Origin of the sequence: Xanthomonas indica (assembly GCF_040529045.1) — a bacterium.
Lineage (GTDB): Bacteria > Pseudomonadota > Gammaproteobacteria > Xanthomonadales > Xanthomonadaceae > Xanthomonas_A > Xanthomonas_A indica.
Genome location: NZ_CP131914.1, coordinates 4,704,960 through 4,730,810 on the forward strand (window position 1 = coordinate 4,704,960; position 25,851 = coordinate 4,730,810).

The 25,851-nt window shown below is 67.0% G+C and carries 12 protein-coding genes, 1 tRNA gene and 2 pseudogenes; 3 read left to right on the top strand and 12 right to left on the bottom strand.

Features of this window, described 5'->3' with window-relative positions; translation table 11 throughout:
* Positions 1 to 85: 85 nt before the first annotated feature.
* Together Q7W82_RS20140 and Q7W82_RS20145 are read right to left on the bottom strand one after the other, a co-directional pair.
* The gene (locus tag Q7W82_RS20140) at positions 86 to 3,187 is read right to left on the bottom strand and encodes a TonB-dependent receptor (protein ID WP_242160047.1); all 3,102 of its coding nucleotides are present in this window, start codon (positions 3,185 to 3,187) and stop codon (positions 86 to 88) included.
* Between the two features lie 296 nt (positions 3,188 to 3,483).
* A complete protein-coding gene (locus Q7W82_RS20145) occupies positions 3,484 to 6,636 on the bottom strand; it encodes a GH92 family glycosyl hydrolase (RefSeq protein ID WP_242160046.1) in 3,153 nt (1,050 codons plus the stop codon).
* Between the two features lie 731 nt (positions 6,637 to 7,367).
* Here Q7W82_RS20145 and Q7W82_RS20150 point away from each other — a divergent pair.
* Positions 7,368 to 7,775, top strand: a complete 408-nt coding sequence (locus Q7W82_RS20150) for a hypothetical protein (protein ID WP_242160045.1) — start codon at positions 7,368 to 7,370, stop codon at positions 7,773 to 7,775.
* A gap of 340 nt (positions 7,776 to 8,115) precedes the next feature.
* Here the strand turns inward: Q7W82_RS20150 and Q7W82_RS20155 are convergent, their stop codons facing one another.
* Entirely contained in the window at positions 8,116 to 9,216 is a 1,101-nt protein-coding gene (locus Q7W82_RS20155) for an NADP-dependent oxidoreductase (RefSeq protein ID WP_242160044.1), read from the bottom strand.
* Between Q7W82_RS20155 and Q7W82_RS20160 the strand changes: the two genes are divergently transcribed.
* Positions 9,215 to 9,799 carry a TetR/AcrR family transcriptional regulator gene (locus Q7W82_RS20160; protein WP_242160043.1) on the top strand — a complete coding sequence of 195 codons (585 nt, stop codon included), beginning with the start codon at positions 9,215 to 9,217 and terminating at the stop codon, positions 9,797 to 9,799. The genes Q7W82_RS20155 and Q7W82_RS20160 overlap by 2 nt on opposite strands.
* A gap of 14 nt (positions 9,800 to 9,813) precedes the next feature.
* Here Q7W82_RS20160 and Q7W82_RS20165 read toward each other — a convergent pair whose 3' ends face one another.
* Positions 9,814 to 10,764, bottom strand: coding sequence for an AraC family transcriptional regulator (locus Q7W82_RS20165; RefSeq protein ID WP_242160042.1), 951 nt, complete (start codon positions 10,762 to 10,764; stop codon positions 9,814 to 9,816).
* Positions 10,765 to 10,861: 97 nt separating this feature from the next.
* On the opposite strand from Q7W82_RS20165, the pseudogene Q7W82_RS20170 reads away from it, so the two are divergent.
* A pseudogene (locus Q7W82_RS20170) lies at positions 10,862 to 11,607 on the top strand (SDR family oxidoreductase).
* Positions 11,608 to 12,009: 402 nt separating this feature from the next.
* Here Q7W82_RS20170 and Q7W82_RS20175 read toward each other — a convergent pair.
* The 8 genes and pseudogenes from Q7W82_RS20175 to Q7W82_RS20210 all read right to left on the bottom strand — a co-directional run bounded on the left by Q7W82_RS20175 (position 12,010) and on the right by Q7W82_RS20210 (position 25,528).
* The gene (locus Q7W82_RS20175) at positions 12,010 to 12,474 is read right to left on the bottom strand and encodes a hypothetical protein (protein WP_242160041.1); all 465 of its coding nucleotides are present in this window, start codon (positions 12,472 to 12,474) and stop codon (positions 12,010 to 12,012) included.
* Between the two features lie 706 nt (positions 12,475 to 13,180).
* Positions 13,181 to 13,429, bottom strand: coding sequence for a hypothetical protein (locus Q7W82_RS20180; protein WP_242160040.1), 249 nt, complete (start codon positions 13,427 to 13,429; stop codon positions 13,181 to 13,183).
* Positions 13,430 to 13,506: 77 nt separating this feature from the next.
* On the bottom strand, positions 13,507 to 14,328 hold the full coding sequence (locus Q7W82_RS20185; RefSeq protein ID WP_242160039.1) for a hypothetical protein: 822 nt from the start codon (positions 14,326 to 14,328) through the stop codon (positions 13,507 to 13,509).
* Positions 14,329 to 15,151: 823 nt separating this feature from the next.
* Positions 15,152 to 16,232 (bottom strand): annotated as a pseudogene (locus Q7W82_RS20190) (integrase arm-type DNA-binding domain-containing protein).
* 175 nt (positions 16,233 to 16,407) lie between these two features.
* A tRNA-Ile gene (locus tag Q7W82_RS20195) sits at positions 16,408 to 16,483 on the bottom strand.
* A 353-nt stretch (positions 16,484 to 16,836) separates the two neighbouring features.
* A complete protein-coding gene (gene glgB, locus Q7W82_RS20200; RefSeq protein WP_242160037.1) occupies positions 16,837 to 19,020 on the bottom strand; it encodes a 1,4-alpha-glucan branching protein GlgB in 2,184 nt (727 codons plus the stop codon).
* A complete protein-coding gene (treS, locus tag Q7W82_RS20205) occupies positions 19,017 to 22,370 on the bottom strand; it encodes a maltose alpha-D-glucosyltransferase (protein WP_242160036.1) in 3,354 nt (1,117 codons plus the stop codon). Before treS ends, glgB begins: the two co-directional genes overlap by 4 nt.
* Entirely contained in the window at positions 22,367 to 25,528 is a 3,162-nt protein-coding gene (locus tag Q7W82_RS20210; protein ID WP_242160035.1) for a maltotransferase domain-containing protein, read from the bottom strand. Before Q7W82_RS20210 ends, treS begins: the two co-directional genes overlap by 4 nt.
* Between the last annotated feature and the right edge of the window lie 323 nt (positions 25,529 to 25,851).

Here is a 25,851-nt window from a genome sequence, read left to right on the forward strand (position 1 = left end):
GCGAAGGCAGCGGCCCGACCGTCGCCGGGCCCCTCGCGCCCATGCCGTCCGCGGCGCGGCAGGCATGGGCACGACACGTTGCAGCTTAGAACTTGTAGGTCAGCCCCAGGTACGCCAGCCGCCCGGCGTAGCCGCCGGTGTAGAAGCGTGCCCGGGTGTCGTCGCCCAGGTGCTGGCGCGACTCCTGCTTGGTCAGGTTCAGTACCGACGCGGTGAGGCTGAGTGCCGGGGTGATGTTGTACGCCGCGTTCAGATCGATCTGGTAGTAAGGCTCCTCGTAGACGTTCAGCCCATTGACCAAGCCTTGCACCAGCTCGCCGCGGCGGTTGTACGAGGCGCGCAGCAGCAGGCGGTCGGTCTCGTAGAACACGGTGAGGTTGGTCTGGTTCTTGGCGCTGCCGGGCATCGAGGTCTTGCCGACCTCGGTCCCGTCCTCCAGCCGCACCGCCGCCTTGCTGGCATCGTTGTAGGTGTAGTTGAACTGCACGCCGAGGCCGGACGGCAGCGTGTGCTGCGCATACAGCTCCACGCCCTGCGACACCGCATCCTGGCCGCCGGCCTTGGTGCTGTAGTTCTGCACCGTGATCGCCTGGCCGTTGATCACCATGTTCACGTCGCTGATCACGTCGACCGAGAAATTCTCGACGTTCTTGCGGAACAGCCCCACGCCCGCCACCGAGCCCGGCTGGAAGTACCACTCCAGTCCCAGGTCGAACTGGTTGGCCTTGTACGGCTCCAGTTTCTTGTTGCTGCCCGAGCCGTACCAGCCCTGCTCGCTGGCGCCGCCGGTCAGGCGCCGGTCGGCGACGTACTCGGGGCTGTAGTACTCCAGGCTGCCGGGTGCGGCGATGGCGTTGTAGCTCGGCCGTGCGATCACCTTCGACGCCGCCGCGCGCAGCAGCAGGTTCTCGGTCAGGTCGTAGGCCAGGTTGAAGCTGGGCAGCACGTCGGTGTAATTGCGGTCCAGCGCACTGACCACGAAGGATTCGGTGCGCTGTTCGGTGTCCGACAGCCGCCAATAGCCTTCGGTGCCGCAGTAGGTATCGGCCGGCGCGCCGGCGGGCATGGCGGCGCCCTGCTGGCAGGCCAGCGGGTTGCCGTCGGCACCGTCGAAGAAGTAGTCGTTGTACGCGGTCACCTTGTCGGTGGAGTCGGCATGCTGGCCGGTGCGCGCCACCCGCACGCCGACGTTGCCGCGCAAACGCTCGGTATGGAAGTTGAGCTGCAGGTAGGTCGAATAGATCTTCTCGTCGACGTTGTAGACGAAGTTGTCTTCGTTGCGGGTCTGCATCGCGCCGTAGGTGTTGTTCAAGTAGCCGATGTAGCCCGGGAAGTTGATCGCCGGGAACGCACTGGATCTGACTCCGCCGGCCAGGTTGTCCAGCGGGAACAGCAGATCCGGCGAGAACTGCGTGGCCAGCGCGTTGCAGCGCCCGTTCCAGTAGCGGTTGTTGTAGTCGCTGGGGTCGGTGCCCGGGCACACCCAGTAGTTGTTGCCGGTGTTGCGGTGGATGCCGCCATCGCGGCGCTTGAGGCCGAACTGCAGCGAGTCGAAGAACTCGCCGTCCATGTGCCAGGTGGTGTCGATCTGCGCGTATTGCTGCTGGTTGGTGTTGCGGGTCCAGGACGAGCCGGTCGAGCCCAGGTCGACCTGCAGGATGCCGTCGCGCAGGTTCTGCATCAGTTCCGGCGAGAAGGTCATGGACGGCGTGCCGGTCAGGTCCCAGGCGCTGGCGAAGTTGCCGTTGGTCCAGCTGCCGTCGGCGTTCTGGCGGCGCGGTTTGATCGGCAGCGAGAACTGCAGTTCCGGCCCGCCCTTGGCCCAGGTGCGACCGGCCTTGAACGACACGTCCACCTTCTCGCCACGCCATTCGCCACCCAGGTCCACCGTCTGCGACAGCGACTTCTCGATGTTGTAGCTGCCGGTGATCTGCGGCGTCGGCACCGTGCAGTCGTCCGAACCCCAGCCGCCGGGCGGCAGACCAGCCGCGGCGGCCTGCGCCTCGCTGCAGTAGTAGGCCTTGCCTGGATGCAGACTGTAGTTGGCACCGGTGACGATGGTGCCGCTGGGGTCGAACTGCAATCCATCGAGCAGGCGCCCACCGCGCCAGTTGCCGTCGCGATAATAGCGGGCGATGTTCCACTCGGGGATCTTGACGGTGTTGGTTTGCGAGTTCTGCGACAGGTCGAAGCGGAAGTAGTTCGCAGTCAGGGTCAGGTCGTCGGTGGGCTTGAACTGGAAGGTCAGCTGGCCGCCCTTGCGCTCGCGCTCCTCCTGCTTGACGTCCAGGCTGACCGCGGTCGGCATCATGAAGCCGGTGTAGTACTGGCCGTTCTGGTCCCAGAAGCCGGTGCCGCCCCACCAGTCGCCCTTGAAGTCGGACGGCCTGCCGTTGACGTCGACCGCCGGGCCGACCTCGTTAGCACCGTACCACTGCCAATTCTCGGTACTGGCGTTGAGCGTGCGCGCCGTGCGCTTCTGCTGCGTGTAGCCGACGAACACGCCGAAGCGGTTGTCCTGGTCGTGCCACGAGTACGAGCCGGAGAACTGGCCGTCGGTCTTCTTGCTGGTATCCGACCACACGCCCTCGGCTGAAAGGAAGCCCGAATTGGGCTCCAACTCCAGCGGACGCCGCGTCTGCAGGATCACCGTGCCGCCGATGCCGCCTTCGTCGATGCGCGCTTCCGGCGTCTTGTACAGCTCCGCGCTGCCCAACAGGTTGGACGGCAGCAGCGTGTAATTGAACGAGCGCGTCGGGTCGCCGTTGGACTCGGCGGTGGCGATGTAGTTGCCGTTCAATTCGGTCAGCACCAGCTCCGAGGACAGGCCGCGCACGCTGACATTCTTGCCTTCGCCGCCGTCGCGGCTGATGACCACGCCGGGCACGCGCTGCAGCGCATCGGCCACGTTCTTGTCGGGGAACTTGCCCACGTCCTCGGCGGTGATCACGTCGACCACGGCGTTGGCGTTGCGTTTCTGCTCCAGGCTCTTCTCGATCGCGTAGCGGTAGCCGGTGACCGTCACCGCGTCCAGGTCGGTGGCCTGTACCTCGGCCTGACCCGCGGGGGGCGGCGTGCCGTCGGCCTGCTGGGCGAACGCGGTGGTGGAGGCGGCGCTGGCGAACAAGGCGACGGCGATACAGGCGGACAGCGTGCTGCGATTGCGTGCGGATGGCATGCAGTTCATTTCAATCATCCTCTCCCAAAGATTGATCGGCTGCGGCGGGTTTCCGTCGGATCCAAGGATCGGCCAAGAACTCCGCGCGATGTGACACGAAAATATCCGGCGCCGTTGCGGCGAGCCGGTCTTGCGGTTCTTCCCCCTCTGTCCTGCACAAACTGAATTGGATCGTTCTAATGCAGCGGAAAACGTAAGTACCACAGCCTTCCCTGCAACGCATGCTGCCGCGCAACAGGTCTAGCGCATTGGGTGTGGTCCACCGCGTGCGCGCAGCGGTGCGCACGCGCTGCGTTGCGGCCGCCTCACGGCACGGCCTTCCGTGTCACTGGCTGCAGCAGTTCGATGTCGGCCAGCGAAACGGGTTTGCCCGCGTCCAGGCGCAACCGGTATGCGCTGTAGGCGCCGGGCCTGGCGATGCGGAACGGGCGCAGTTGCCGCGCCCAGGCAAAGCGCTGTTCGTGCCGCTGGTCCAGCGTGGTCCACGCGGCATCGCCGTTGCGCCCTTCCAGCGTCCACGCCAGGCCAGATAAGGCGGCATCGCCGCTGGTCAGCGTGTAGTGCGTGGCGCGCTTTGGCGTCGCGAAGCGAAGATCGACGCTGGCACCGGCCGGCAGCGGCAGCGCCGTCGTCGCATCGTCGTCGATCAAGGTCGCGGCCTTGGGCTGTCCTTGCAGCGACACCGCCACGGCCTGAGACGCCACATCCTCCAGCCCGCGCGGCGCGGCGCCCGGCGGCGTCAGCGACGGCGGCAGCGCATCGGCACCACTGCCCCAACGCGAGGGCGTCGCCCCCATCACGAACTCCAGCGTGGCGCCGTCGGCGATGTCCTGGTGGCGCAGCCAGGCCTTGGTCCACGGCTTGCCGTCGAGCGTGAGCGACTGCACGTACACGTTGCGCGCACTGTTGTTGCGCGCGATCACCACCAGCGTGCGGCCGTTGCCGAGATCGACCTCGGCGCGGGGGAACGCTGGCGAGCCGATCACGTACTCCGGCGCCCCCATCCGCAGCGGATACAGCCCGAGCATGGCGAACAGGTACCACGCCGACATCTCGCCGTTGTCCTCATCGCCCGGATAGCCCTGGCCGATCTCGCTGCCCAGGTACAGGCGGCGCAGCACCTCGCGGGTGAGACGCTGGGTCTTCCACGGTTGCCCCGCCGCCACGTACATCCACGGCAGATGGTGCGAGGGCTGATTGCTGTGCGCGTACATGCCCATGCGCACGTCGCGCGCCTCGGTCATCTCATGGATGACGCCGCGGTAGCTGCCGGCAAAGCGCTTGTCCGCTGTCTCCGGCGTGGCGAACAGCTCGTCCAAGCGCGCGGCCATGGCGCCCTCGCCGCCCAGCAACCCCGCCAGGCCAGCCGCGTCGTGCGGCGTGGTGAAGGCGAAGGTCCAGGCATTGGCCTCGGTGTAGTCGCCGCCCCACACGCGCGGGTCGAACGTGGACGCAGGGGTGCTCCACTGGCCGGCCGGCGTGCGCCCACGGAAGAAGCGCGTAGCGGGATCGAACAGATACACGTAGTCGGTGGCGCGCGCCTGGAAATACTCGGCTTCCTCGCGGTAGCGCTGCGCCTGCTGCGGTTCCTGTTCCCCTTCCGCCAGCGCCTGCGCCATCTGTGCCAGGCCGAAATCGTTGAGCGCGCCCTCCAGCGTCCACGACAGCCCCTCGTGCACGTCGTTGGCCGCGTAGCCGCGATACATCGAACGCGCCAAGCCCTTGCGGCCCACATTCGACACCGGCGGCACCACCGTGGCATTGCGCAGCGCCGCCGCGTAGGCCTCGTGCGGATCGAACCCGCGCACGCCCTTCAGCCAGGCATCGGCGAACGCCACGTCGGAACTGGTGCCGACCATCAGGTCCGCATAACCCGGCGAGGACCAGCGCGCCACCCAGCCGCCGTCGCGGTACTGCTGCAGGAAGCCGTCGATCATCGCCCCGGCCTGCTCCGGCGCGAACAGCGCATACGCCGGCCAACTGGTGCGGAAGGTGTCCCAGAAGCCGTTGTTGACGTAGACCTTGCCCGGCAGGATCGGCGCCGCGGTGCGTTCGGCATCGCCGCCCGTGTTGTCCTTGGACCAACTGTTCTGGTCGGCGTGCCGCCAATCCGGATGCGCCGCATCGCCGACGTTCTCGTGGGCGATGTTGGGATACAGGAACAACCGGTACAGATTGGAGTACACCGTGACCCGCTGGTCTTGGCTGGCGCCTTGCACCTGTACCCGGCCCAGCAGCGCGTCCCACGCATCCTGCGCGCGCGACTGCACCACCTCGAACCCGGCGTCGCCGATCTCCTGCTGCAGATTGCGCTGCGCCTGCTCCACCGAGATCAGTGAGGTGGCGATCCGCATCACCACCGTGCGGTCGGTGCCGGGCGCGAACTTCACATAGCCGGTCGGCCGCCCCGTGGCGATCCTGCCACTGGCGGTCCACGGGCGGTCGAAGCGCGCATACACGAACAGGCGCGTGGCGCCGTTGGACAGCCCGCTGCGCGTATCGGAGTAGCCACGCAGGGTCTGCGTCGCCGCATCCAGGGTCAGCCCACCACGTGCATCGACATTGTCGAACAGCAGATTGGCGTCGCCGCCCTGGGGGAAGCGGAAGCGGAAGATCGCGGCCCGCTCGCTCGGCGCCAACTCGGCGCGGATGCCGTTGTCGAAATCCACCCGGTACAGATGCGGGCGCGCCTCCTCGTGGTCGTGGCTGAACGACAACGCGCGCTTGATGCGATCCGCCTCCGGCACCCCGCGCGTGGACGAGGGCATCACCTGGAAGGTCTGGCGATCGCCCATCCACGGACTGGGTTCATGGCTGATCGACAGCGCCTGCAGCCGCGGCCGATTGTCGTCGCCGTTCTGCTCGTTCCAGCGGTACAGCCAGCTCAGCGTCCCCGCATCGGTCGCCGGCACCCAGAAATTGAAGCCGTGCGGCATCGCCGTGGCCGGGATGTTGTTGCCGCGCGAAAACGTGCCGTTGGACTGCGTGCCGCGCGTGGTCACCACCTCGTCGCTGGGCCGCCGCGCCGCCTGCGGCGCCGGTTCACGGCGCACCGCGACATCGTCGATCCAACCCGACGCCACCTTGCCGGCCCCCGGCTGTACCTGCAGCTCGATCGCGCGGATGCGCTTGCCGCGCAAGGCCGCCACCTCACCCAGCCGCACCTGCTTGAGCGCCCACTGCTGCGGATACAGCGTCTTCGACGCCGCCTGCCCCGCCGCGCTGACCAGCGCTCCGTGCTGGTCCTCCACGCCCAACTCGGACAAGCGGCGCCCGTCGTCGAACAACAGATCCACCGCCACGCCGGTCGACGCCACCGTCTCGCCGTCGACGATCTCCGGCAGCACCATCCACGACAGCGTCGTGTCCGGCTCCACCGGCAGATCGACCGCGAACAGCTGTGTGTGCCCGGCCGCATTGGCGCGATAGTGCAGCGCATGCAGCCCGGTGTAGCCCATGCCGGCCTTGGCCGCGTAGGGCTGTTCTGGCCCAGTGCCGATCGCGACTTGAACGCCTGTGTTGCGGGGTTGCGTGGCCGATGCAGGCGCGGGGTCGCCCCGCTCGAACGAAGACGCGAAGCCGGTATTGGCTGCGCATGCCGCGCCAGTTCCCGCGCACAGCAACGCCGAAGCAACGAGCGACGCCACCCACCTGCACGACGATTCAGACAGGCGCGCGAAGCGCGGACGGATTGGCATGGCAAGCTCCCCAACTCTCTCGGTCGGTTGTGCCGCGACGCGTGGCGTCACGCACCTCCGATGGCAACGGCGCACAGTGAAGGCGCGCGACGTGGACCGGATCGTCCCGGGGGTCGCCGCGCGAGTCGGCCGCTAACCAGGCTTCACGACCGCAGATGCATGCGGACTGGAGGCAGGCGTCAACAAACTCGTCGCACGCGATCCTTACCCGCCGTCTCCCCCAAGGATGCGCTGCATCAACGGCTTTGGATCGATCCAACTGATGTAGAAGTACCACGCCTTCTGCAGAGTTGCATGCTGCTGCGCAACAGTTCCTCTGCGGATCGACCGCGATCCAGCATTGATCGCGTTACGTTGCGTGCGAAGAGGGATGACGCTGAACCGGCCCGCGCTGAGGAACGGTGGAAGACGATGGAGCGATCTGCTCGCCGGTCTATCAATGGCTAAACTATCAACGCGTTAGATCGCTCCACACACTCAGGGGGTTTTAAATGAAGACGGTCGCACTCTTACTTTTTACTGGACTGCTGGCAACGTCGAGCGCATTCGCCGAGACACGCTGCACAACCGACGCGTTCGGCGTGAAGACATGCACCGGCGACGACGGAAGCACGACGCGCACTACGACAGACGCCTATGGCACGACCACGACCCGTGACAACCAGGGCAACGAGACGCGCTGCACTACCGACGCTTACGGCACCAAGGCGTGCCAGGGCAGCGACGGAAGCTTGACGCGCACCACGACAGACGCCTACGGCACGACCACGACCCTCGACACCCAGGGCAACCAGACGCGCTGCACCACGGACGCGTTCGGCGTCAAGACGTGCAACGATGGCAAGGGCAACATGACGCGCTGCACGACCGATGCCTATCGCGTTGAGACTTGCCGGTAAGCGCCTGACGCTGCATTCAAGCCGACGCCGCGTTGCGGCGCGGCTTGATCCGTCAACCTCCTTCCGCGCAACGGCCCGTTACGCCGAGCATCTTCTTCTATCGAGGGTTTGCGACGGCGTGCGTTGCGTGTCGGAAGCTTCCGGGATCTGACCTGAGGGAAACATGGGGCGGAGTACATCTGCCACTCCATCGGTCTTGGAAGCTGCCGCTGGAGACTAATGCACGCAAGTGCATGCCGCCCCTGTTTGCCCAGACACGCTGCGATGACCGGCTCGGCGGTCGACGCATCGCCGAGACGCGGAGCCGTTCGATGCGCCGGCAATGCCGCGATCCACGACCTCACTCGACCGTCATCACGATCTTGCCCTGGACGTGCCCCTGCTCCGCGCGTTCGTGCGCCTGCCGCGCCTGCGACAGCGCGAAGGTGCTGTCGATGGCCACGCGCACCGTGCCGGCGTCCAGCAGTGCCGCAAGTTCGCCGAGTTGCGCGCCGCTGGAGCGCACCTGGGTGGTGGACACCGTCACGCCCAGCGCCACCGCCGCATCGTGCCCATCGAAGCCGAGCGGAAAGATCGGGAACAGTGCGCCGCCGCGCTTGAGCGTGCGCAGGAACTTGCCGGCCCCAGCGCCGCCGACGGCGTCCACCACCAGGTCCACGTTGTGCAACACATCCTCCGGCGCCGTCTTGGTGTAGTCGATGAAGGTCTCGGCGCCCAACCCGCGCACGAACGCCTCGTGCTTGCCGGACGCGACCGCGATCACGCGCGCACCCTGCCACCGGGCCAGTTGCAGTGCGAAGTGGCCGACGCCGCCGGCCGCCCCGTTGATCACCACGGTCTTGCCCTGCAACGGCACCGGCACATGCGGCATGGGCTGCAGCGGATTGGCCACGTCGTGGCCCTGAGCAATCAGGAACTGCCACGCCGTCAGCAACGACATCGGCGCGCCCGCCGCGTATACGTGGTCGATCCCGACCGGCTTGAGTGCGACCTCGCTGGCGGGTGCGGCGACGTACTGCGCATAGGCCTGGCTGCCGCCGGCCAACCCGTCCGGAAAGCGCACCATCGCGTAGACGGCGTCGCCTGGCGAAAACCCGTCGACATCCTCCGCCACCGCCGCGATCACGCCCGACACGTCCGTACCCAGAGTCAGCGGGAACGCCACCGGCGGGCGCCATTCCGGCGGCAGGCGGCTGTAGCCCTCGCGCAGGTACAGGTCGGGCGGGTTCAGCCCGATGGCATGAACCCGGATGAGCACTTCGCCGGGCCGCAGAACGGGCACCGGCGCGTCCTCGTACTGCAGCACGTCGGGACCGCCGAACGCCCGCTGGCGGACCGCTTTCATGGTGAGCGGCGTTTCTTTGGAACTGTGCATGACGTATCCTGATCGGAACAGTGCTCCGAATATACGGAGCACCGCTCCACTTGTAAAGGACAGCATGCGCGCCGACGCCCAAAAAAACTACCAACGCCTGCTGGACGTGGCCCGCGAGGCCCTGGCCGAAGCCGGCGCGGACACCTCGCTGCGCGACATCGCGCGCCGCGCCGAAGTCGGCCTGGGCACCTTGTACCGCCACTTCCCCACCCGCGAGGCCCTGCTCGAAGCCCTGCTGCGCAACGACTTCGAGGACCTGGCGACCAAGGCCGACGCCCTGTGCGTGGCCGCGGCCTCGGACCAGGCGTTGCTGGCCTGGCTGGAGGAGATCATCGCCTTCACCCACCGCCAGCGCGGCATCCTCGCCCCGATGATGTCCGCCATCGAAGACGACGCCTCCGCGCTGCACGCCTCCTGCGTACGGCTACGCGCCGCAGGCGCCGCCCTGCTCGCGCGCGCGCAGGCGGACGGCAAGGCCCGCCTCGACATGGACGGCGACGAGCTGTTCGACCTGATCGCGGCGCTGGCCTGGCTGCGGGAGCAGCCGTCGCATGGCAAGCGCGCCGAGCGCCTGTTCGAACTCGTGACGGGCGCGATCCTTGCGCACCCCACGCCCCCTCCAACGACGTCGCCGGCCCGGAAGCGGTAGGCCGCGCCGGGTGCCTACTGCACGCCCTCGACCTCTTCGGAGAACGACGGTTCACCGCGCCCCGCGCCGCGGCCGCTTGCACGCGCGTACTGCGTCGGCGGCTGTCCGACATGGCGGGCGAACGCGACGCTGAAGGTGCTCGCGGAGCTGTAGCCGACGCGCTCGGCGATCGCGGCGATGCCGAACTCGTTGCGGCGCAACAGGTCCTTGGCCAAGGCCATGCGCCAGGCCAGCAGGTATTCCATCGGCGCCATGCCCACCGTGCGGCCGAAGCGCTCGAAGAACGCCGAACGCGACAAGGCGGCTTCCTTCGCCAAGGCCGCCACCGTCCACGCCCGTGTGGGTTGCGCATGCATCGCGCGGATCGCCGCGGCCAGGCGCGCATCGGCCAGCCCACGCGCCAGGCCCGGCGACGCCGCCGTGCCCGCGGCCGCACGCAGCGCTTCGATCAGCAGCACTTCCAGCAACCGCGAGAGCACGACCTCGCGCGCGGGGCGTGCCTCGCGCGACTCCTCTCCCACCAGGTGCACCAGCGTGGCGAGCCGGTGCTCGCCGTGCACATAGACCATCTGCGGCAGCAGCGAGACCAGCAGCGCCGCGTCAGGCGAGCCGAAACTGCAGTGGCCAACCAGGATGCGCAGGTCGGCCGGGCCTTCCTGCATGCCGATCCGGAACACGCCGTTCCCCAATGCCGTCGGCATGGTCTCGGCCACGTCCGCGTGCGGCGCAAGGCTGGACATTGTGATGCGGTAAGCCGCGGGCACCAGCACGAAATCGCCGGCCTGCAGCAGGATCGGCTTGCCGCCGTCGAGCGCCATGTGGCAGCCGCCCTCCAGCACCGCGCAGTAGAAGGGTTGCCCGGCGTCGGACCGCCGGATGCGCCAGGCACCGGCACCGACCACCTGCTTGGAGAACCGGGCCGCCGGCTGCAGCAGCGTCACCACCTCGGCAAGGGGATCCACCATCGCTGGACGCTCGCAAACGAATCAAGGACTTTGGATCGTAGCGAGTACGGGGACGGCAATCTATCGTCGTGACTCGTCCACGCGCAAAGGAATTCCCTTGAAGACCGTCCTGATCACCGGCTGCTCCTCCGGCTTCGGCCTGCCGCCCGCTACTTCCTCGCCCGCGCATGGCGGGTGCTCGCCACCATGCGCACCCCGCGCGAGGACCTGCTACCGCCATCGGCACAGCTGCGCGTGCTGCCGTTGGACGTCACCGATGCGCAGAGCATCCGCGCGGCCATCGAAGCGGCCGGCCCGATCGACGTGCTGGTCAACAACGCCGGCTTCGGCGCACCCGCCCCGTTCGAGCTGATGGACATGGACACCGTGCGCGCCCTGTTCGACACCAACACCTTCGGCACGATGGCGCTTACCCAGGCGGTGTTGCCGCAGATGCGGGCGCGCGGTGGCGGCGTCGTGGTGAACGTCACCTCCAGCGTCACCTACAAGCCGCTGCCGCTGGTCGGCATCTACCGTGCGGCCAAGGCGGCGGTGAATACCTTCACCGAATCGCTGGCGAACGAAGTCGAACCGTTTGGCGTGCGCGTGCGCCTCGTGCTGCCCGGATCCTCGGGCGAGACGCGTTTTCGCGACACCGCCCGCACACGGCTGCGCGGCATGGACGACGCGGTCTATGGCGACTTCATGCGCCACACCATCGCGCGGATGGCCGAGTCCACCGGCCCGGGCACGCGCATGCAGGACGTCGCCGAAGCCGTCTGGCGCGCGGCCACCGATCCGTCGGCGCCGCTGTATCTGCCGGCCGGGGCGGATGCGGTGCAGTGGGCGGCGAAGGCGGGATGAGCCGACGGCCGCCTCAGCTGCATTCGCTTGGCGCGCCTAGCAGTTACGCCACCGGAATAAGCCCCAAACTCGCGCATCTCGGCGTACATGGTCGCGGGCACTTCCTCCCTACCATCTGCGGAGACTGTCCCTTCGCAGACCAGCACGTACTCATCAGAGCCATACCGAGCTAGAAGGAATACGGCCAAGCCGAGAGCCGCGGAAAGGGCGACAACAGTGCCAACGGACCACGCCAGCGCAGTTAGCAGTGCACGCCATACCGAGCCACGCGGCGGTTTCCCTCCATAGAGCCGCCTGTTCTTCTCGTGCTCGGCCTGGACGGATAGCCAATCGGAACTGCCCACGTTTCCTCCTTGATGGGCTGAGGGTAGTACCGGCCTTACGTGTGGCCCTTACGGGCGGTTACGACTTCACCGTAACGAGTGCGCCTTTAGCCACGTCCTTGCCGTCTTCGTCCACGATCCAGATGCTCCAATCCGGAGCAAAGAAGGATTTAGCACCCGACGAGCGGGCCATCGAAACCCCTTCCATCGTCATGAACAACCGTTCTGCTGCGCATATCGCCGGTGATGCTTCATTTTCGGACCATATCAACGAGCCGATCCGTGCACCACCAGGACCTTCGATGGGTCCGTCGACTCGCAGCTGCAGCTTCAGCGCCGGGTCCAAGGTGACGCATTGGCTTACATCGTCGAGAAGCTGGAATGTTCCAACGTGTTCTCCGGTCAGCCAAAGCGCAGAAGGCCTATCTTCTCCTTGGCTGTGGATCGTTGTCCTAAGTAGCCAGTTGTTCGATTGCAGAATCAACGATCCAGGAGGGAGGTCTCTATCTCTACCGATCCGGAAGAAGCTTGCCTTCATAGCCATCCACATCTCCATTGCTGTCCTGGTCAGTCCAGGGCCTGCCTGCATCCTATCAGGGTGAAACGCGCACCTAAGACTTCCAGACCCCACGCAGCGCACTAGTTGATCGGATCGGCCCTGTGCCGGTAGTGGCTATCCACCATGACCATGGCGGACCACCCTACGAAGGCCACGACCAAGCCACAGACAGACGCATCACCGACCTCCAAAGGGTCCCGTCCTCATGCAGAAGGCTAAGTACGGATCCCACTTCGCAGTAGAGACTAGGCGGCTTAAACCTGCCAACCCTGATGCCGCCCCTGTGAGAGATCGATATCCCACACCCGTTCACTTACTTGCGGGTCTCTTTGCACATGTAGAGGTCGTACTGACTCTCATACCGGCAACCCACCCCACACTCGTAGTCGCCGAAGCCGAGGTCGTCGGCTTGCTCGTCCGACAACGACTCCTGGTGCTGCCGACGCGACGCTACCGCGGCGGACTGGCAATCTTCGAAGGTGGAGTACCGGCCAAAGATGGCCTTGTGAGCGTCTTCCGCAGCAAGGGATTTACCCGGCGGGTACACAATGCCGTCCACACCTCCGGCTCATTATGACAGGCTCTCAGCAGGGGCAATAACAATAGGGTGCGCGCGTGGCGTCTCATCGGCGGCTAGTAGCACCGGCCGCGAGGTCGGCCGGTGCGAACTTTGGCCCGGAAGGGACTAGGCTCAGTCTGCGCTCAAGCTCTTCAGGTAAGCGTCTGTTCCTTCCTTCTCCTTTGCAGCTTGATACTCTGCAAATGTCGAGGCTGCATTTACTGAATGGTGCAGGATGCGCTCAAAGTCTGGCCATTTCGCCCGGAGTGAAATAGCCCCCGTGGTCGGCGCTGGCGTGGCAATTGATTGCGAAGCTGCTGCGGCGAAGATTTCGCGGACGAGCTGCGGGTCGGTATTGGGGTGAATGTTTCCTGCATTCATGGCCTTCTCCTTGGTTGCCCCGGCCAATCCAGGGCCCAGCGCATCGTATCTCATGTACCCAATGGCTGGGGCTATGGTCAGGGCTCGTCCGGGTCGAACGTCTCTTCCGGATAGAACTTGACGATGGTTGCGACCCTTGGCGTTCCGTTAAGGGTCTGAATGTGTACGTCCACGACATAGGCCAAGTGCTGCCATGGGCGAGAGAACTCGTTCCCTTGGGCAAACATTTCTTCCATGATCGCGCTGTTCTCGAAAAGAACGCGCATCGGCTTGGAGCTGACTGACTCGATCTTAGCGCGGTTGCCAGTCTTTGACTTGGTGTCGAACTTGGCCTGATACCAGGTCATGACACGCTTCTTGTAAGTCGCTTCCTGAGGCTCTTCGATCTTCCCAATCTCTTTCTTGATTCGGTTCTGCATCCGTACGGCCTCGTTGGAACTGACCGTCAGAAGGTTGACCGTGTTCCCGTTCCCGGTAACGGATAGGTTCAACTGGGAGCCGCTGTCTTTCGCGATTGGCTCAATGATCGAGCTCCACTGCTTCAAATCGGATTTGCTCAGATCTTGGGGCTTGTCCGCGAGCTTCCCCTGTAGCCAAAGCGCTATTTCCTTGGCATTCGAAGCCCATTCCAGCAGAGATCCGCCAGACCACAGCAGCGGGATGAATGGAATAGCATTGGCGAACAGCTCCACGATGATGGAGCCCGACCTTACTTCTTTGATCAGCAGTTCGGTGCTGGGACGCTCGTCGGACGGGAACGAGTTCTCTATGAAGCTTTCGTACTGCTGGCTTATCGCCAACAGGGAAAGGGTCAGGTCAGTCAACGACACCGGAGTTCGGTTGTTGATCGTTACCTGCAGGCGGCTATCGTCTGCAAAAATTGCCTCATTGATGTCCATATCCCTCCCCCCCCCCCAGATCCACAATCTTAGCTGCTCAGTACGCAGCCACTTACGCGGCGATGAAGCCTAGCATCTATGGCGGAGCTCCGTGTCCGCCAAAGGCCCACCTACAGTCAGCCGGAGCTCGTCGCCGCCCGGTTTCTTCCTTCGCTGAGCCCCCCTTTTGGATCCCGGGAAAAGCTCGCGCGCGCGTACTGGCCGGAAAACTCCGATCTTGGGTTTGGCAAGCGATGGGCCAGATCTTTGACGAGAGCGCCCCCTCCCGCCTCGCCCCGACCCCAGCTGGGTCAGTTAGAAACCGGACTCTGCTTACGATGCTGGCCCCGTGGCCGGCGCCCGGTTCGTCGAAGGTGCTCATAGGTGCAGGGGTGCCCCGGTGCATACGCCGGACTAATGCAGGCAGCGGGCGACGACTCGGGCGCGTTGTCCTGCACCGGGATCTCGCCATACGCGGCTTCAATGGTCACTTCAGAAGCAGCCATGGATCACCCCCAGGCTGGCAGGAGATGCTGCGGCCAAAGCCAGAGCGGCGACAAACAGAGCCGTGCAGACCCTGTAGGTGTTTGCGTCGTCGTTGAGGGCGAGCCAGCGGTGGACTCGGACGAACGTAGTGGGGCGAGCAGCTCGCGGGGTGACTGCCGGCCGTTTTTCGGCCGAGCGCGCCCGTTCAGGCGCAACAGGTACAATGTTGCAGTCCATGATCGACTCTCCAATAGTCGGTTGTGGTAGGCCGAGCTAGGGGTTGCCGCCCCTTCCTCGGCCGCTTTGTTTATGCGGCTCTGCTTTTTGCTATGGCCCTCCTTAGAGGCCTCTCCAGTGGTTAGGCGCGCTTGGCCTTGAAGGCCAGCACGTTCGGTTCTGCAACGCGCAGCTTGTCGAGATAGTCAGACCAGGCCTGCATCATCTTCCGGCGTTCCGGCAGGTGAGTTGCGCGGTTGTAGGCCCGCCCAAGCGAATCCTTCACGGCATGCGCCAACTGATGCTCGATGTAGTCCGGGCGATAGCCAAGAACCTCGTCCAGCACCGTTCTCGCCATTGCTCGGAAGCCGTGGCCGACCATCGTGTCAGAGTCGAAGCCGAGATTTCGAAGCGCCGCGTTCATCGTGTTCTCGCTCATCGGCTTGAGCGCACTGCGCACGCCGGGGAAAACGAATTCGCTCCGCTTCGTATACGGGCAAAGCTCCTGCAGGACTTCGACGGCCTGGTCGGACAAAGGGACGATGTGCGCGGTTTTGGTCTTGCTGGTGACGTAGCGCCACTCGGCTGCATCCAGATTGATATCGGTCCATTTCGCTTGGCGCAGCTCGCCTGGATGCACGAACAGCATAGGGGCCAGCTTCAGCGCCGCTTGGGTAACCAAGGCTCCCTGATAGCCCCACAGCGCGCGGAGCAGATCACCAATGACTGCGGGGTCGGTCACGCTCGCAAAGTGCTTGGTCTGCGGCTGCTCGAGCGCCCCGGTCAGATCCTGGGCCGGATTCCGATCAGCACGCCCGGTGGCGATGGCATAGCGGAAGATTCGGCCGGCATGGGCCCTTGCGCGATGGGCGGTCTCTACTACGCCTCGCTGTTCCAGCTTCCTGAGCGCGGCCAGTAGAACCGGAGCAGTAATGTACCCGATAGGCAGATCCGCCAGCCCGGCCAGATCCTTCTCGATGGGCAGGATTTGCCCCGCCGCGCAGCAATGAGCGCAGGCGGTCGCGCTCGACGCGAGCAGCCTGCAGCGACATTGAGGGGTAGTCATCAAGCGTGACGATGCTGGCCTTGCCCAAGTAGCGATAGCGGTAACGCCAGACCTTGGCACCCGACGGGCGCACTTCGATGCACAAGCCGTTGGCGTCAGCCACACGGAAGGGACTGGCCTTCGGCTCGAGCGAGCGCAACTTGGTGTCGGTCAGCATGCGAGTCGAGCGCCTGTGAGTCGTCTAGGGGCGTCTAGCCCGCTGACACACAGCCTGACTCACTTTTTCGTGGATGCAAGTGGATGCCACTGAACACTGCTGGACGCCAGAACCGCCCTAAATCCACCAACACCAGGCTTCGCAAGACGTCCTTGGACCCCGATGGACGTCAATGTGGTGGGCCCACCAGGATTCGAACCTGGAACCAAAGGATTATGAGTCCTCTGCTCTAACCGTTGAGCTATAGGCCCGGATGCGTCCGGAGCGGGCGGGCGATGCGTCGGCCGCCGGCTTGGCGCCTCTGGCGTGCATGCAGAGGAAGGCGCCGAGACGGGCGTGAGTTTACCGGTCGGGGTGGTGGGCTGTCTGCCCGGGGCGGTAGACGGGGCCGAGAATTGCTCTCGGCCTGTGGGCGCAGCGAGCTGAGCACTAAGGATGCGCACCTGATCGGTGCGCATCCTTGGCATCTCGTGGGGTTGCGGCTAGGGTGCCGACAACAGGTCGGGAAAGCGTCGGGACTGAAGTCCCTCCCACAACAGCCGGCTTCTCTCCGAACAGCCAACTCTTTCCGCCCTCTCACCGCGGTTTCTTCTGCTTTCTCGTCCTACTCCTCGACCCCCAGCACCAGCACCGCTAGCGGCGGCACGGTCAGCACCAGTGACGCCGGATGGCCATGCGCGCCGACGTTCTCGGCGCGCACGCTGCCGCCGTTGCCGGTGTTGCTGCCGCCGTAGATCTCGCTGTCGGAGTTGAGCAGTTCACGCCAGCGGCCCGCGCGGGGGACGCCGATGCGGTAGCCGTGGTGCACCTGCGGGGTGAGGTTGGCCACCACCAGCAGCGGGGTGTCGCCGCTGCGGGCCTTGCGCAGGTAGGCGAACAAGCTGTTGCCGGCGTCGTCGCCGATGACCCAGGCGAAACCTTCCGGCTCGTCGTCGCGGGCGTGCAATGCGGGGTGTTCGGCGTAGAGGCGGTTGAGGTCGCGGACCAGGCGCTGGATGCCGCGGTGGTTGGGCTGGTCGAGCAGGTGCCAGGGCAGCGCGGCGTCGTGGTTCCACTCGGTGGGCTGGGCGATTTCGCAGCCCATGAACAGCAGTTTGCGTCCGGGGTGGGTGTACATGTAGCCGAGGTAGGCGCGCAGGTTGGCGAAGCGCTGCCAGTCGTCGCCGGGCATGCGTCCGAGCAGGGAGCGCTTGCCGTGCACCACTTCGTCGTGGGAGATGGGCAGCATGAAGCGCTCGGAATACGCGTAGACCATGCTGAAGGTCATCTCGCCGTGGTGGTAGCGGCGGTAGATCGGGTCCAGCTGGATGTAGTGCAGGCTGTCGTGCATCCAGCCCATGTTCCACTTGTAGTTGAAGCCCAACCCGCCGTGGGCGAGGTCGGCGGTGACGCCGGGCCAGGCGGTGGATTCTTCGGCAATGGTCATGGCGCCGGGCGCCTGGTCGGCCACCACCTGGTTGAGCCGGCGCAGGAAGGCGATGCTCTCATAGTTCTCGCGGCCGCCGTGGATGTTGGGCACCCACTCGCCGGCGTTGCGGCTGTAGTCGCGGTAGAGCATGGAGGCGACCGCGTCCACCCGCAGGCCGTCGACGTGGTAGCGCTGCAGGAACTCGAGCGCGCTGGCGATCAGGAAGCCGGAGACTTCACGACGGCCGTGGTTGTAGATGAGGGTGTTCCAGTCGCGGTGGAAGCCTTCGCGCGGGTCGGCGTGTTCGTACAGGGCGGTGCCGTCGAAGTGGGCCAGGCCGTGCGCGTCGGTGGGGAAATGCGCCGGCACCCAGTCGACGATGACGCCGATGTCCTCGCGGTGGCAGCGATCGACGAAGCGGGCGAAGCCTTCCGGGCTGCCGAAGCGCGCGGTCGGCGCGAACAGGCCCAGCGGCTGGTAGCCCCAGGAGCCGCCGAACGGATGCTCGGTGACCGGCAGCAGTTCGATGTGGGTGAAGCCCATGTCGGCCACGTAGGGAATCAGCCGCTCGGCCAGCGCGTCCCAGTCGAGCAGGCTGCCGTCGTCGGCATGCATCCACGAGCCGGCATGCACTTCGTACACGCTGATCGGCGCCTGCGGGGCATGGCGGCGCGCGCGGGTGGCCATCCAGGCGTCGTCGCGCCAGGAGAACGGCGCGGGGTCGGCGACGATGGAGGCGGTGCCGGGGGCCAGCTCGGCCTGGCGCGCGACCGGGTCGGCCTTGGCCGGCAGCTCTTCGCCGCGCGGGCCGCGCAGGGCGAACTTGTAGCGGGCACCGGGGCCGACGCCCGGCACGAACAGTTCCCACACGCCGGCCTGGTGACGCAGGCGCATCGGGTGGCGGCGCGCGTCCCAGCTGTTGAAGTCGCCGATCACCGCCACGCGCGAGGCATTGGGCGCCCAGACCGCGAAGCGGGTGCCGCGCTCGCCGTCGACCTCGACCACGTTGGCGCCCAGCGCATCGGCCAGCTGCAGATGATGGCCTTCGGCGATCAGGTGCAGGTCGAAGTCGCTGAGCTGCGGGCCGAAGGCGTAGGCGTCGGCGGTGTCCTGCTCGCCGCCCGGCCAGCGGATGCGCAGGCGGTAGCGGCCCTCCTGCGGAAGTTCGGCGTGGAAGAAGCCTTCCGGCCCCTGGCGCAGGGGCACTTCGCTCCCGTCCTCCAGCACTGCCAGCACCGCATCGGCGCCCGGCTGGTAGCTGCGCAGCACCCGCGCGTCGCCGAGGCGGTGCGCGCCCAGCACGGCGAACGGGTCGCCGTGGCGGGCGGTGGCAAAGGCGCGCTGCGTCGCGTCGTCCCAGACGTGGACGGCATCACTCATCGAATCGACTCCTGGGGCGCGGGAAAGCGGTCGAGTATGCGCAACAGTCCCTGTATGGGCACCATGATCCATGCCGGGCGGTTGGCGGCCTCGTAGCGAATTTCGTAGCAGGCCTTCTCGATCAGGAAAAGCAAGGTGGTGGCCTCGAACGCGGCCGGTGCCACCCATGGGTGCGGACTGGCGTCGAGCACGCCGCGATAGGCGGCCAGGAACGCGGCGCTGGCGCGACTGCGGAACGCGGCCAGGAACGCCTCCTGCGCGGTGTCCAGGCCCGCGCCCACACGCGCGGCGGTGCCCTCCTCGCCGCGCGCGGACACTTCGCTGGCGTAGTCGAGCGAACGCAGGAAGCCGGCCACGTCATGCAGCGGGCTGGCCTTGGCGCGGCGTTCGTCCAGCGACTTGGCCGGCTCGCCTTCGAAGTCGATCAGCACCACGTCGTCGAACGCGACCAGGATCTGGCCGAGGTGGAAATCGCCATGCACGCGGGTCAGCAGCGCACCGGACAACAGCGACGGTGCCTGCTGCAGCCAGGCGTCCAGGCGCGCACGCTCGGCCAGCAGGCTGTCCATCGCGGCATGTTCGGCCGGGTCGTCGTTGGCGTCGCGATGCGCCAGCAAGGTGTCCCACATGGCCTGCACCTCGTGCACCACGCCGTCCACCACCTGCTGCGCGGCGGCCGCGTCCACCGGCTGCGGCGCGAAGGCGGGCGCGTCGGTGGGTTGCGCCAGCACCGCGTGCAGTTCGGCCAGGCGCCGGCCGACCAGGGCGGCGAAGGCGTCGTAGCCGGCCACACTCTCCAGCCGCGCGGCATCGTCCTGGGCGGCGTCGTATTCCTCGGCACCGCGTGACAAGTGGTCCAGCGTCCAGCGCCAGGCATCGCCCTGGTTGCGCACGAAGCCCTGCAGCAGGGCCAGCGTGGTCTCGCTGCCGTCGGCCTCCACGCGGGCGACATGGCCCAGCAGCGGCGCCGCGTTGGCATAGCCCAGCGCGGTGAGGCGCTCGCCGATCTCGATCTCCGGGTTGATGCCGGCCGACACGCGACGCAGCAGCTTGAACACCGCTGCGTCGCCGACGATCAGCGAGCTGTTGCTCTGCTCCGCCGACAACCAGCGGATCTCCGGGTCGGTGGGGATGTCCACGCGCTGCAGCGCCGGCGTCGGGCAGAAGCGGATGCGCTCCGCGGTCGCCTCGGCGCCGGCCTCGCCGTCCACGCGCAGTTCCGCCTTGTCGCGCAGCGCGGCGAGCATGCTCAGGGTGAAGGGCTTCAGCGCGAAGGCATCGGTCAGGTAGCCCACCTCGCGGCCGTGGCGCACGCGCGCCAGTGCCAGTTGTTCGGCCAGTACGCTCGGCTGCTCGCGCTCCCAGACGATGCCCAGCGGCAGGATGTAGCGCTCGTGCGCGCCATCGTCCAGCTCCGCCTCGATCTCCAGCAGGGTCAGGCCGTCGCCGCCTGACAGCGGCGTGCGCCGCGCGATGCGCACGCTGCGCAGCGCGCGATCCTTGGCCGCGAACCAGCGCCGGGTGGTGAGCCACGCCGGCAGGATGTCGCGCTCCAGCGTCGGCAGATGCGCCTGCAGGCCGGCGCTGTCCACGGTGCTGCGCAGCACCAGGGTCTGGTAATCCGGCAGCGGCACCGGCGCCGGCACGTGCCAGTCCGGCAACGTCGCATTGCCGACCAACTGGAAGGCGTAGAACCCGAACGCCGGCACGGTAAGCAGATAGGTCAGGCGCCCGATCGGCGGGAAGCTGCCGCCACCGAGGATGTCCACCGGCACCCGGCCCTCGAATTCGGACAGGTCCAGTTCCACCGCCTGCAGCGTGTGCGAGAGGTTGGCCACGCACAGCACGGTCTCGTCCTCGTGGCAGCGCAGGTAGGCGAGCAGGCGGCGATTGCCGGGATACAGGAAGCGCAGCGTGCCGCGACCGAACGCGCGGTAGCGCTTGCGCACCGACAGGATGCGCCGGGTCCAGGTCAGCAGCGAATACTGGTCGCGCTGCTGCGCCTCCACGTTCACCGCCTGGAAGCCGTACAGCGGATCCATGATCGGCGGCAACACCAGCGCCGCGGGATCGGCACGCGAGAAGCCGCCATTGCGGTCGATCGACCACTGCATCGGCGTGCGCACGCCATCGCGATCGCCGAGATGGATGTTGTCGCCCATGCCGATTTCGTCGCCGTAGTACAGCACCGGCGTGCCGGGCATGCTCAGCAGCAGCGAGGTCATCAGTTCGATGCGGCGGCGGTCGCGCTCCAGCAGCGGCGCCAGGCGACGGCGGATGCCGAGGTTGATGCGCGCGCGGCGATCGGCGGCATAGGTCTGCCACAGGTAGTCGCGCTCGGAGTCGGTGACCATCTCCAGGGTCAGCTCGTCGTGGTTGCGCAGGAAGATCGCCCACTGGCAGCTCTCCGGGATCTCCGGGGTCTGGCGCATGATGTCGGTGATCGGGAACCGGTCCTCGCGCGCGATCGCCATGTACATGCGCGGCATCAGCGGGAAGTGGAACGCCATGTGGCATTCGTCGGCGTTCTCGCCAAAGTACTGCTGGGTGTCTTCGGGCCACATGTTGGCCTCGGCCAGCAGCATGCGGTCGGGGTATTCGGCATCGAGCGTAGCGCGGATGCGGCGCAGGATGGCGTGGGTCTCGGGCAGATTCTCGTTGGAAGTACCGTCGCGTTCGATCAGGTACGGCACCGCGTCCAGGCGCAGGCCGTCGACGCCCAGGTCCAGCCAGAAGCGCATCACTTCCAGCACCGCTTCCAGCACCGCCGGGTTGTCGAAGTTCAGGTCCGGCTGGTGCGAGTAGAAGCGGTGCCAGAAGTATTGGCCGGCCTCCGGATCCCAGGTCCAGTTGGACTTCTCGGTGTCGCAGAAGATGATGCGGGTGCCGGCGTAGTCCTGGTCGCTGTCCGACCACACGTAGAACGCGCGTTCCGGCGAGCCGGCCGGGGCCATGCGCGCCCGCTGGAACCACGGATGCTGGTCGGAGGTGTGGTTGATCACCAGTTCGGTGACGATGCGGATGCCGCGCGCGTGCGCCTGCTCCACGAAGCGCTGGAAGTCGGCGATGCTGCCGTAGTCAGGATGCACCGCCATGTACTCGGCGATGTCGTAGCCGTCGTCGCGGCGCGGGCTGGGGTAGAACGGCAGCAGCCAGATCGTGTCCACGCCCAGGTCGGCGATGTAGTCGAGCTTGGAGATCAGCCCGGGAAAGTCGCCGATGCCGTCGTCGTTGGAGTCGAAGAACGACTTGACGTGCACCTGGTAGATGATCGCGTCCTTGTACCAGCGCGCATCGCCGGCCGGTGCGCGCGGCTCGAGTTGGGGGGACGACGGCGCGGCAACATTCATGCAGGGGCTCCGGCGCGGATGCGCCACAGGGAGAACGGCCGCGACGGGTCGAGGCGGATGTGTTGGGTCTTGCCGTACCAGGTGAAGTCGTGGCCGTCCCACAGGTCGCGCACGGCGACGCTGGCATGGTCGGGCAGGCCCAGCTCCCACAGCGGCACTTCGATCTCCGCGTTCTGCGGCGCATACGGGTCCAGGCTCACCGCCACCAGCACCAGGCTGCGGCCGCGTGCCAGGTGCGCGGCGTCGAGGAACTTGCCGAAGTACAGCACCTGTTCGTTGTGCGCCACGTAGAAGCGCGTGCCCAGGTGCGACTGCAGTTCCGGATGCTGGCGGCGCAGCAGGTTGAGGCGGGTGATCTCCTCGACGATGTCGCCCGGGGCGCGCTCCGGCCACACGCGCAACTGGTACTTCTCCGAGTCCAGGTACTCCTCCTTGCCCGGCAGCGGCGTGGCCTCGCACAGCTCGAAGCCCTGGTACATGCCCCACAGCCCGGACAGCGTGGTCGCCAGCGCGGCGCGGATCAGGTGCCCGCTGCGGCCGCTGTGCTGCAGGAACAGCGGATTGATGTCCGGCGTGTTGACGAAGAAGTGCGGGCGGAAGCACTCGCTGGGCGCGCCGCTGTTGAGTTCCTCGATATAGGCCTGCAACTCGGCCTTGTGCTGGCGCCAGGTGAAGTAGGTGTAGGACTGCGAGAAGCCGACCTTAGCAAGCCGGTACATCGGCTTGGGCCGGGTGAAGGCCTCGGACAGGAACACCACCTGCGGATGGCGCCCGCGCACCTCGGCGATCAACCATTCCCAGAACGGGAACGGCTTGGTGTGCGGGTTGTCGACGCGGAACAGGGTGACGCCTTCGTTGACCCAGAACAGCACGGCATCGCGCAGCGCGTTCCACAGCGCCGGCACCGCGCCGCTGGCGTAGAAATCGACGTTGACGATGTCCTGGTACTTCTTCGGCGGGTTCTCCGCGTACGGGATGGAACCGTCGGCGCGCCAGGTGAACCAGTCGGGGTGGTCGCGCAGCCACGGATGGTCCGGCGCGCACTGGATGGCGAAGTCCAGGGCCAGTTCGAGGCCGTGCTCGGCCGCGGCGGCACGCAGGCGGCGAAAACCGTCGAGCCCACCCAGCTCGGGATGCACCTCGGTATGCCCGCCCTCGGCCGAGCCGATCGCATACGGGCTGCCGGGCTCGCCCGGCTCGGCGGTCACGGCGTTGTTGCGGCCCTTGCGGTTCTTCTCGCCGATGGGATGGATCGGCGGCATGTACAGCACGTCGAAACCCATCGCCTGGATGTGCGGCAGCCGCGCGATCACGTCGTCGAAAGTGCCGTGGCGCTGCGCATCGCCGCTCTGCGAGCGCGGGAACAGTTCGTACCAGCTGGCGAAGTGCGCGGCGCGGCGTTCGGCCTCGACCCGGAAGGTCATCGGGTACTCGGTGCGGAACGGTTTGGCATCGGCGCGCGCCATCGCCTCGGCGGTGTCCGGTTCGAGCAACAGCTGCGCCTTCTCGGCCAGGTCGTCGGTGCGGGCGATGCGGGTGGCGATGGCCTTCAGCCGCGTGGCCAGCGCGCCGCGGCTGCGCGCGCGCGCGGCCTCGACCTGGGCCAGCGCCTCCTGCACGTCCACCGGCAGCAGGGTACCGGCGGCGCGCTTCTTCTCCAGGTCGGCATGGGTGGTGGCGTAGACGTCGCGCCAGGCCTCGATGCGGAACTCGTAGCGGCCCAGGCGCTGCAACGGGAACTCGCCACGCCAGCGGTCGTTGCCGAGCGCGCGCATCGGCGCGCTCGACCAGGTGCGCGCGTCGGCGGCGCGCCACAGCAGCGCCACGGCAATGCGGTCGTGGCCGTCGCAGAACGCATCGGCTTCCACGCACACACGGTCGCCGACCGTGCGCTTGACCGGGAAGCGCCCGTCGTCGACCGACGGCGTCACCGCCTCGATGCACACCCGCGCCTCGCCTGCGGCGACCTCGGCGGGGGTGCGCGCCCGTGCCGCGGTCAGCACCGGGCGCGCCGGCAGACTGCGATAGATGCGTACCTCGCCCGCTTCCAGGGTGCCGCCCTGCTCGCCCTGGATCGGCTCGCCGTGGTCGCTGAGCAGGCCCTCGCTGTCGCCGAGCAGGCGCAGCAACGCCGGCCCCGGCACCGGCAGCAGGTGGTCGCGGTCGCTGTTGAGCAGCACCAGCCACGGCGCCGCGTCCAGCGGTTCCACTGCGACTGCGGTCAGCGCGCCGTCGCGCAACAGCGGGCGCAGGCGCAGCGATGCGGTAGCGTCGGGCAGCGATGCGGCCGGCGTGGACGCGTCGTCCTCGGCCGTGCCGTGCTGCGCAGGCGCGGACTGCGCGTGTTCGGTCGGTGTGTCCTGCGCGGCGATCGCCCAAGCCCCGCCGAAGGCGGCCGCCAGGCGCTGCCGCTGCGCGCGCGGCAAGGGCAATGGCGTCTCCGTCGGCGTCCCGGCATCGACCGTGGCGACCACGCAGCGCGCCAGCGCGCGCAGGGCGCTGTCCTCATCGAAGAACCAGTCGCCACGGCCGTCCCACCAGGCCAGCGAGGAGAACGCGGCATCGAAACCGGCGCCGCCCAGGCCGCGCAAGGCGTCCAGGCCCAAGCCGGGCGTCCACGCCAGCAGCCGCGCGTGCGGCGCCTGCGCATGGACCTCGCCGATCAGCCTGCGCCACAACGGCGCCGGGATGCGCTCGGGCTGCAGCACGCGGAAGCCGGCCACGCCACTGCGCAGCCAGTCGACCAGGCGCGTGCTCCACCATTGCGCCAGGCCCGCGCCTTCTTCCGCGGAGGCGAAGCGGCCCACCGCGATGTCTGGCGCGGCGCGTTCGGCGCGCGGGTCCGGCAGCGCCGAGCTGCGCGCGCGGAACCAATGCGGATGCTCCTGCAGCAGGCGGCTACCGCCGCCGATTTCGTCGATACGCAGATCCAGCACCACCCGCAGGCCGTGCCGTTCGGCATGCTGGAGCCACTTGCGCAACTGCGCCTGACCTGCGGCGTCGTCGGCCGCAGGATCGTGCAGGCGTCCGTCCGCGTCCTGCGCGAACGGACTGGGCAAGACGATGTGATCGCAGCCCTGTGCCTGCGCCGCCGCCATGGCCGCGTCGAGCGCGGTCGCATCGTGAAGAGGAAAGGGAGACAGCAGGCAGACATGCATTCGGAAGATCCCGTTCGACGAATGAGAAGGACACGTCGCCTCTGCGCGCCGTTGCCGGCAGCGCCGATCGCGCCGTCGCATGGCAACGGCGCCGGAACGGAATGGGCCTGCACGCGGGTGCGCTTCAAGAACGCGCAACGGTGCCGGCGCACCCGGTCCGCGCGATGCGATGCAGCCGCGCCACAAGACCACGAACGCCGCAAATGGAATGTGTGGATGACATTAAATACGCGTGCATGTGACGCGACGCGATGTGACGATGTGTGGCCAAGCACGTTGCGCGGCTGCATGCGCAATGCAGGTCATGCCGAATATTCACGCGA

Coding starts and splice junctions, on each gene's coding strand:
- Q7W82_RS20155 (WP_242160044.1), bottom strand. CDS start 9,216: ATGCTGTCCTTTACAAGTGGAGCGGTGCTCCGTATATTCGGAGCACTG.
- treS (WP_242160036.1), bottom strand. CDS start 22,370: ATGAATGTTGCCGCGCCGTCGTCCCCCCAACTCGAGCCGCGCGCACCG.
- glgB (WP_242160037.1), bottom strand. CDS start 19,020: ATGAGTGATGCCGTCCACGTCTGGGACGACGCGACGCAGCGCGCCTTT.
- Q7W82_RS20180 (WP_242160040.1), bottom strand. CDS start 13,429: ATGAATGCAGGAAACATTCACCCCAATACCGACCCGCAGCTCGTCCGC.
- Q7W82_RS20140 (WP_242160047.1), bottom strand. CDS start 3,187: ATGAACTGCATGCCATCCGCACGCAATCGCAGCACGCTGTCCGCCTGT.
- Q7W82_RS20150 (WP_242160045.1), top strand. CDS start 7,368: ATGAAGACGGTCGCACTCTTACTTTTTACTGGACTGCTGGCAACGTCG.
- Q7W82_RS20210 (WP_242160035.1), bottom strand. CDS start 25,528: ATGCATGTCTGCCTGCTGTCTCCCTTTCCTCTTCACGATGCGACCGCG.
- Q7W82_RS20160 (WP_242160043.1), top strand. CDS start 9,215: ATGCGCGCCGACGCCCAAAAAAACTACCAACGCCTGCTGGACGTGGCC.
- Q7W82_RS20175 (WP_242160041.1), bottom strand. CDS start 12,474: ATGGCTATGAAGGCAAGCTTCTTCCGGATCGGTAGAGATAGAGACCTC.
- Q7W82_RS20165 (WP_242160042.1), bottom strand. CDS start 10,764: ATGGTGGATCCCCTTGCCGAGGTGGTGACGCTGCTGCAGCCGGCGGCC.
- Q7W82_RS20145 (WP_242160046.1), bottom strand. CDS start 6,636: ATGGGCTACACCGGGCTGCATGCGCTGCACTATCGCGCCAATGCGGCC.
- Q7W82_RS20185 (WP_242160039.1), bottom strand. CDS start 14,328: ATGGACATCAATGAGGCAATTTTTGCAGACGATAGCCGCCTGCAGGTA.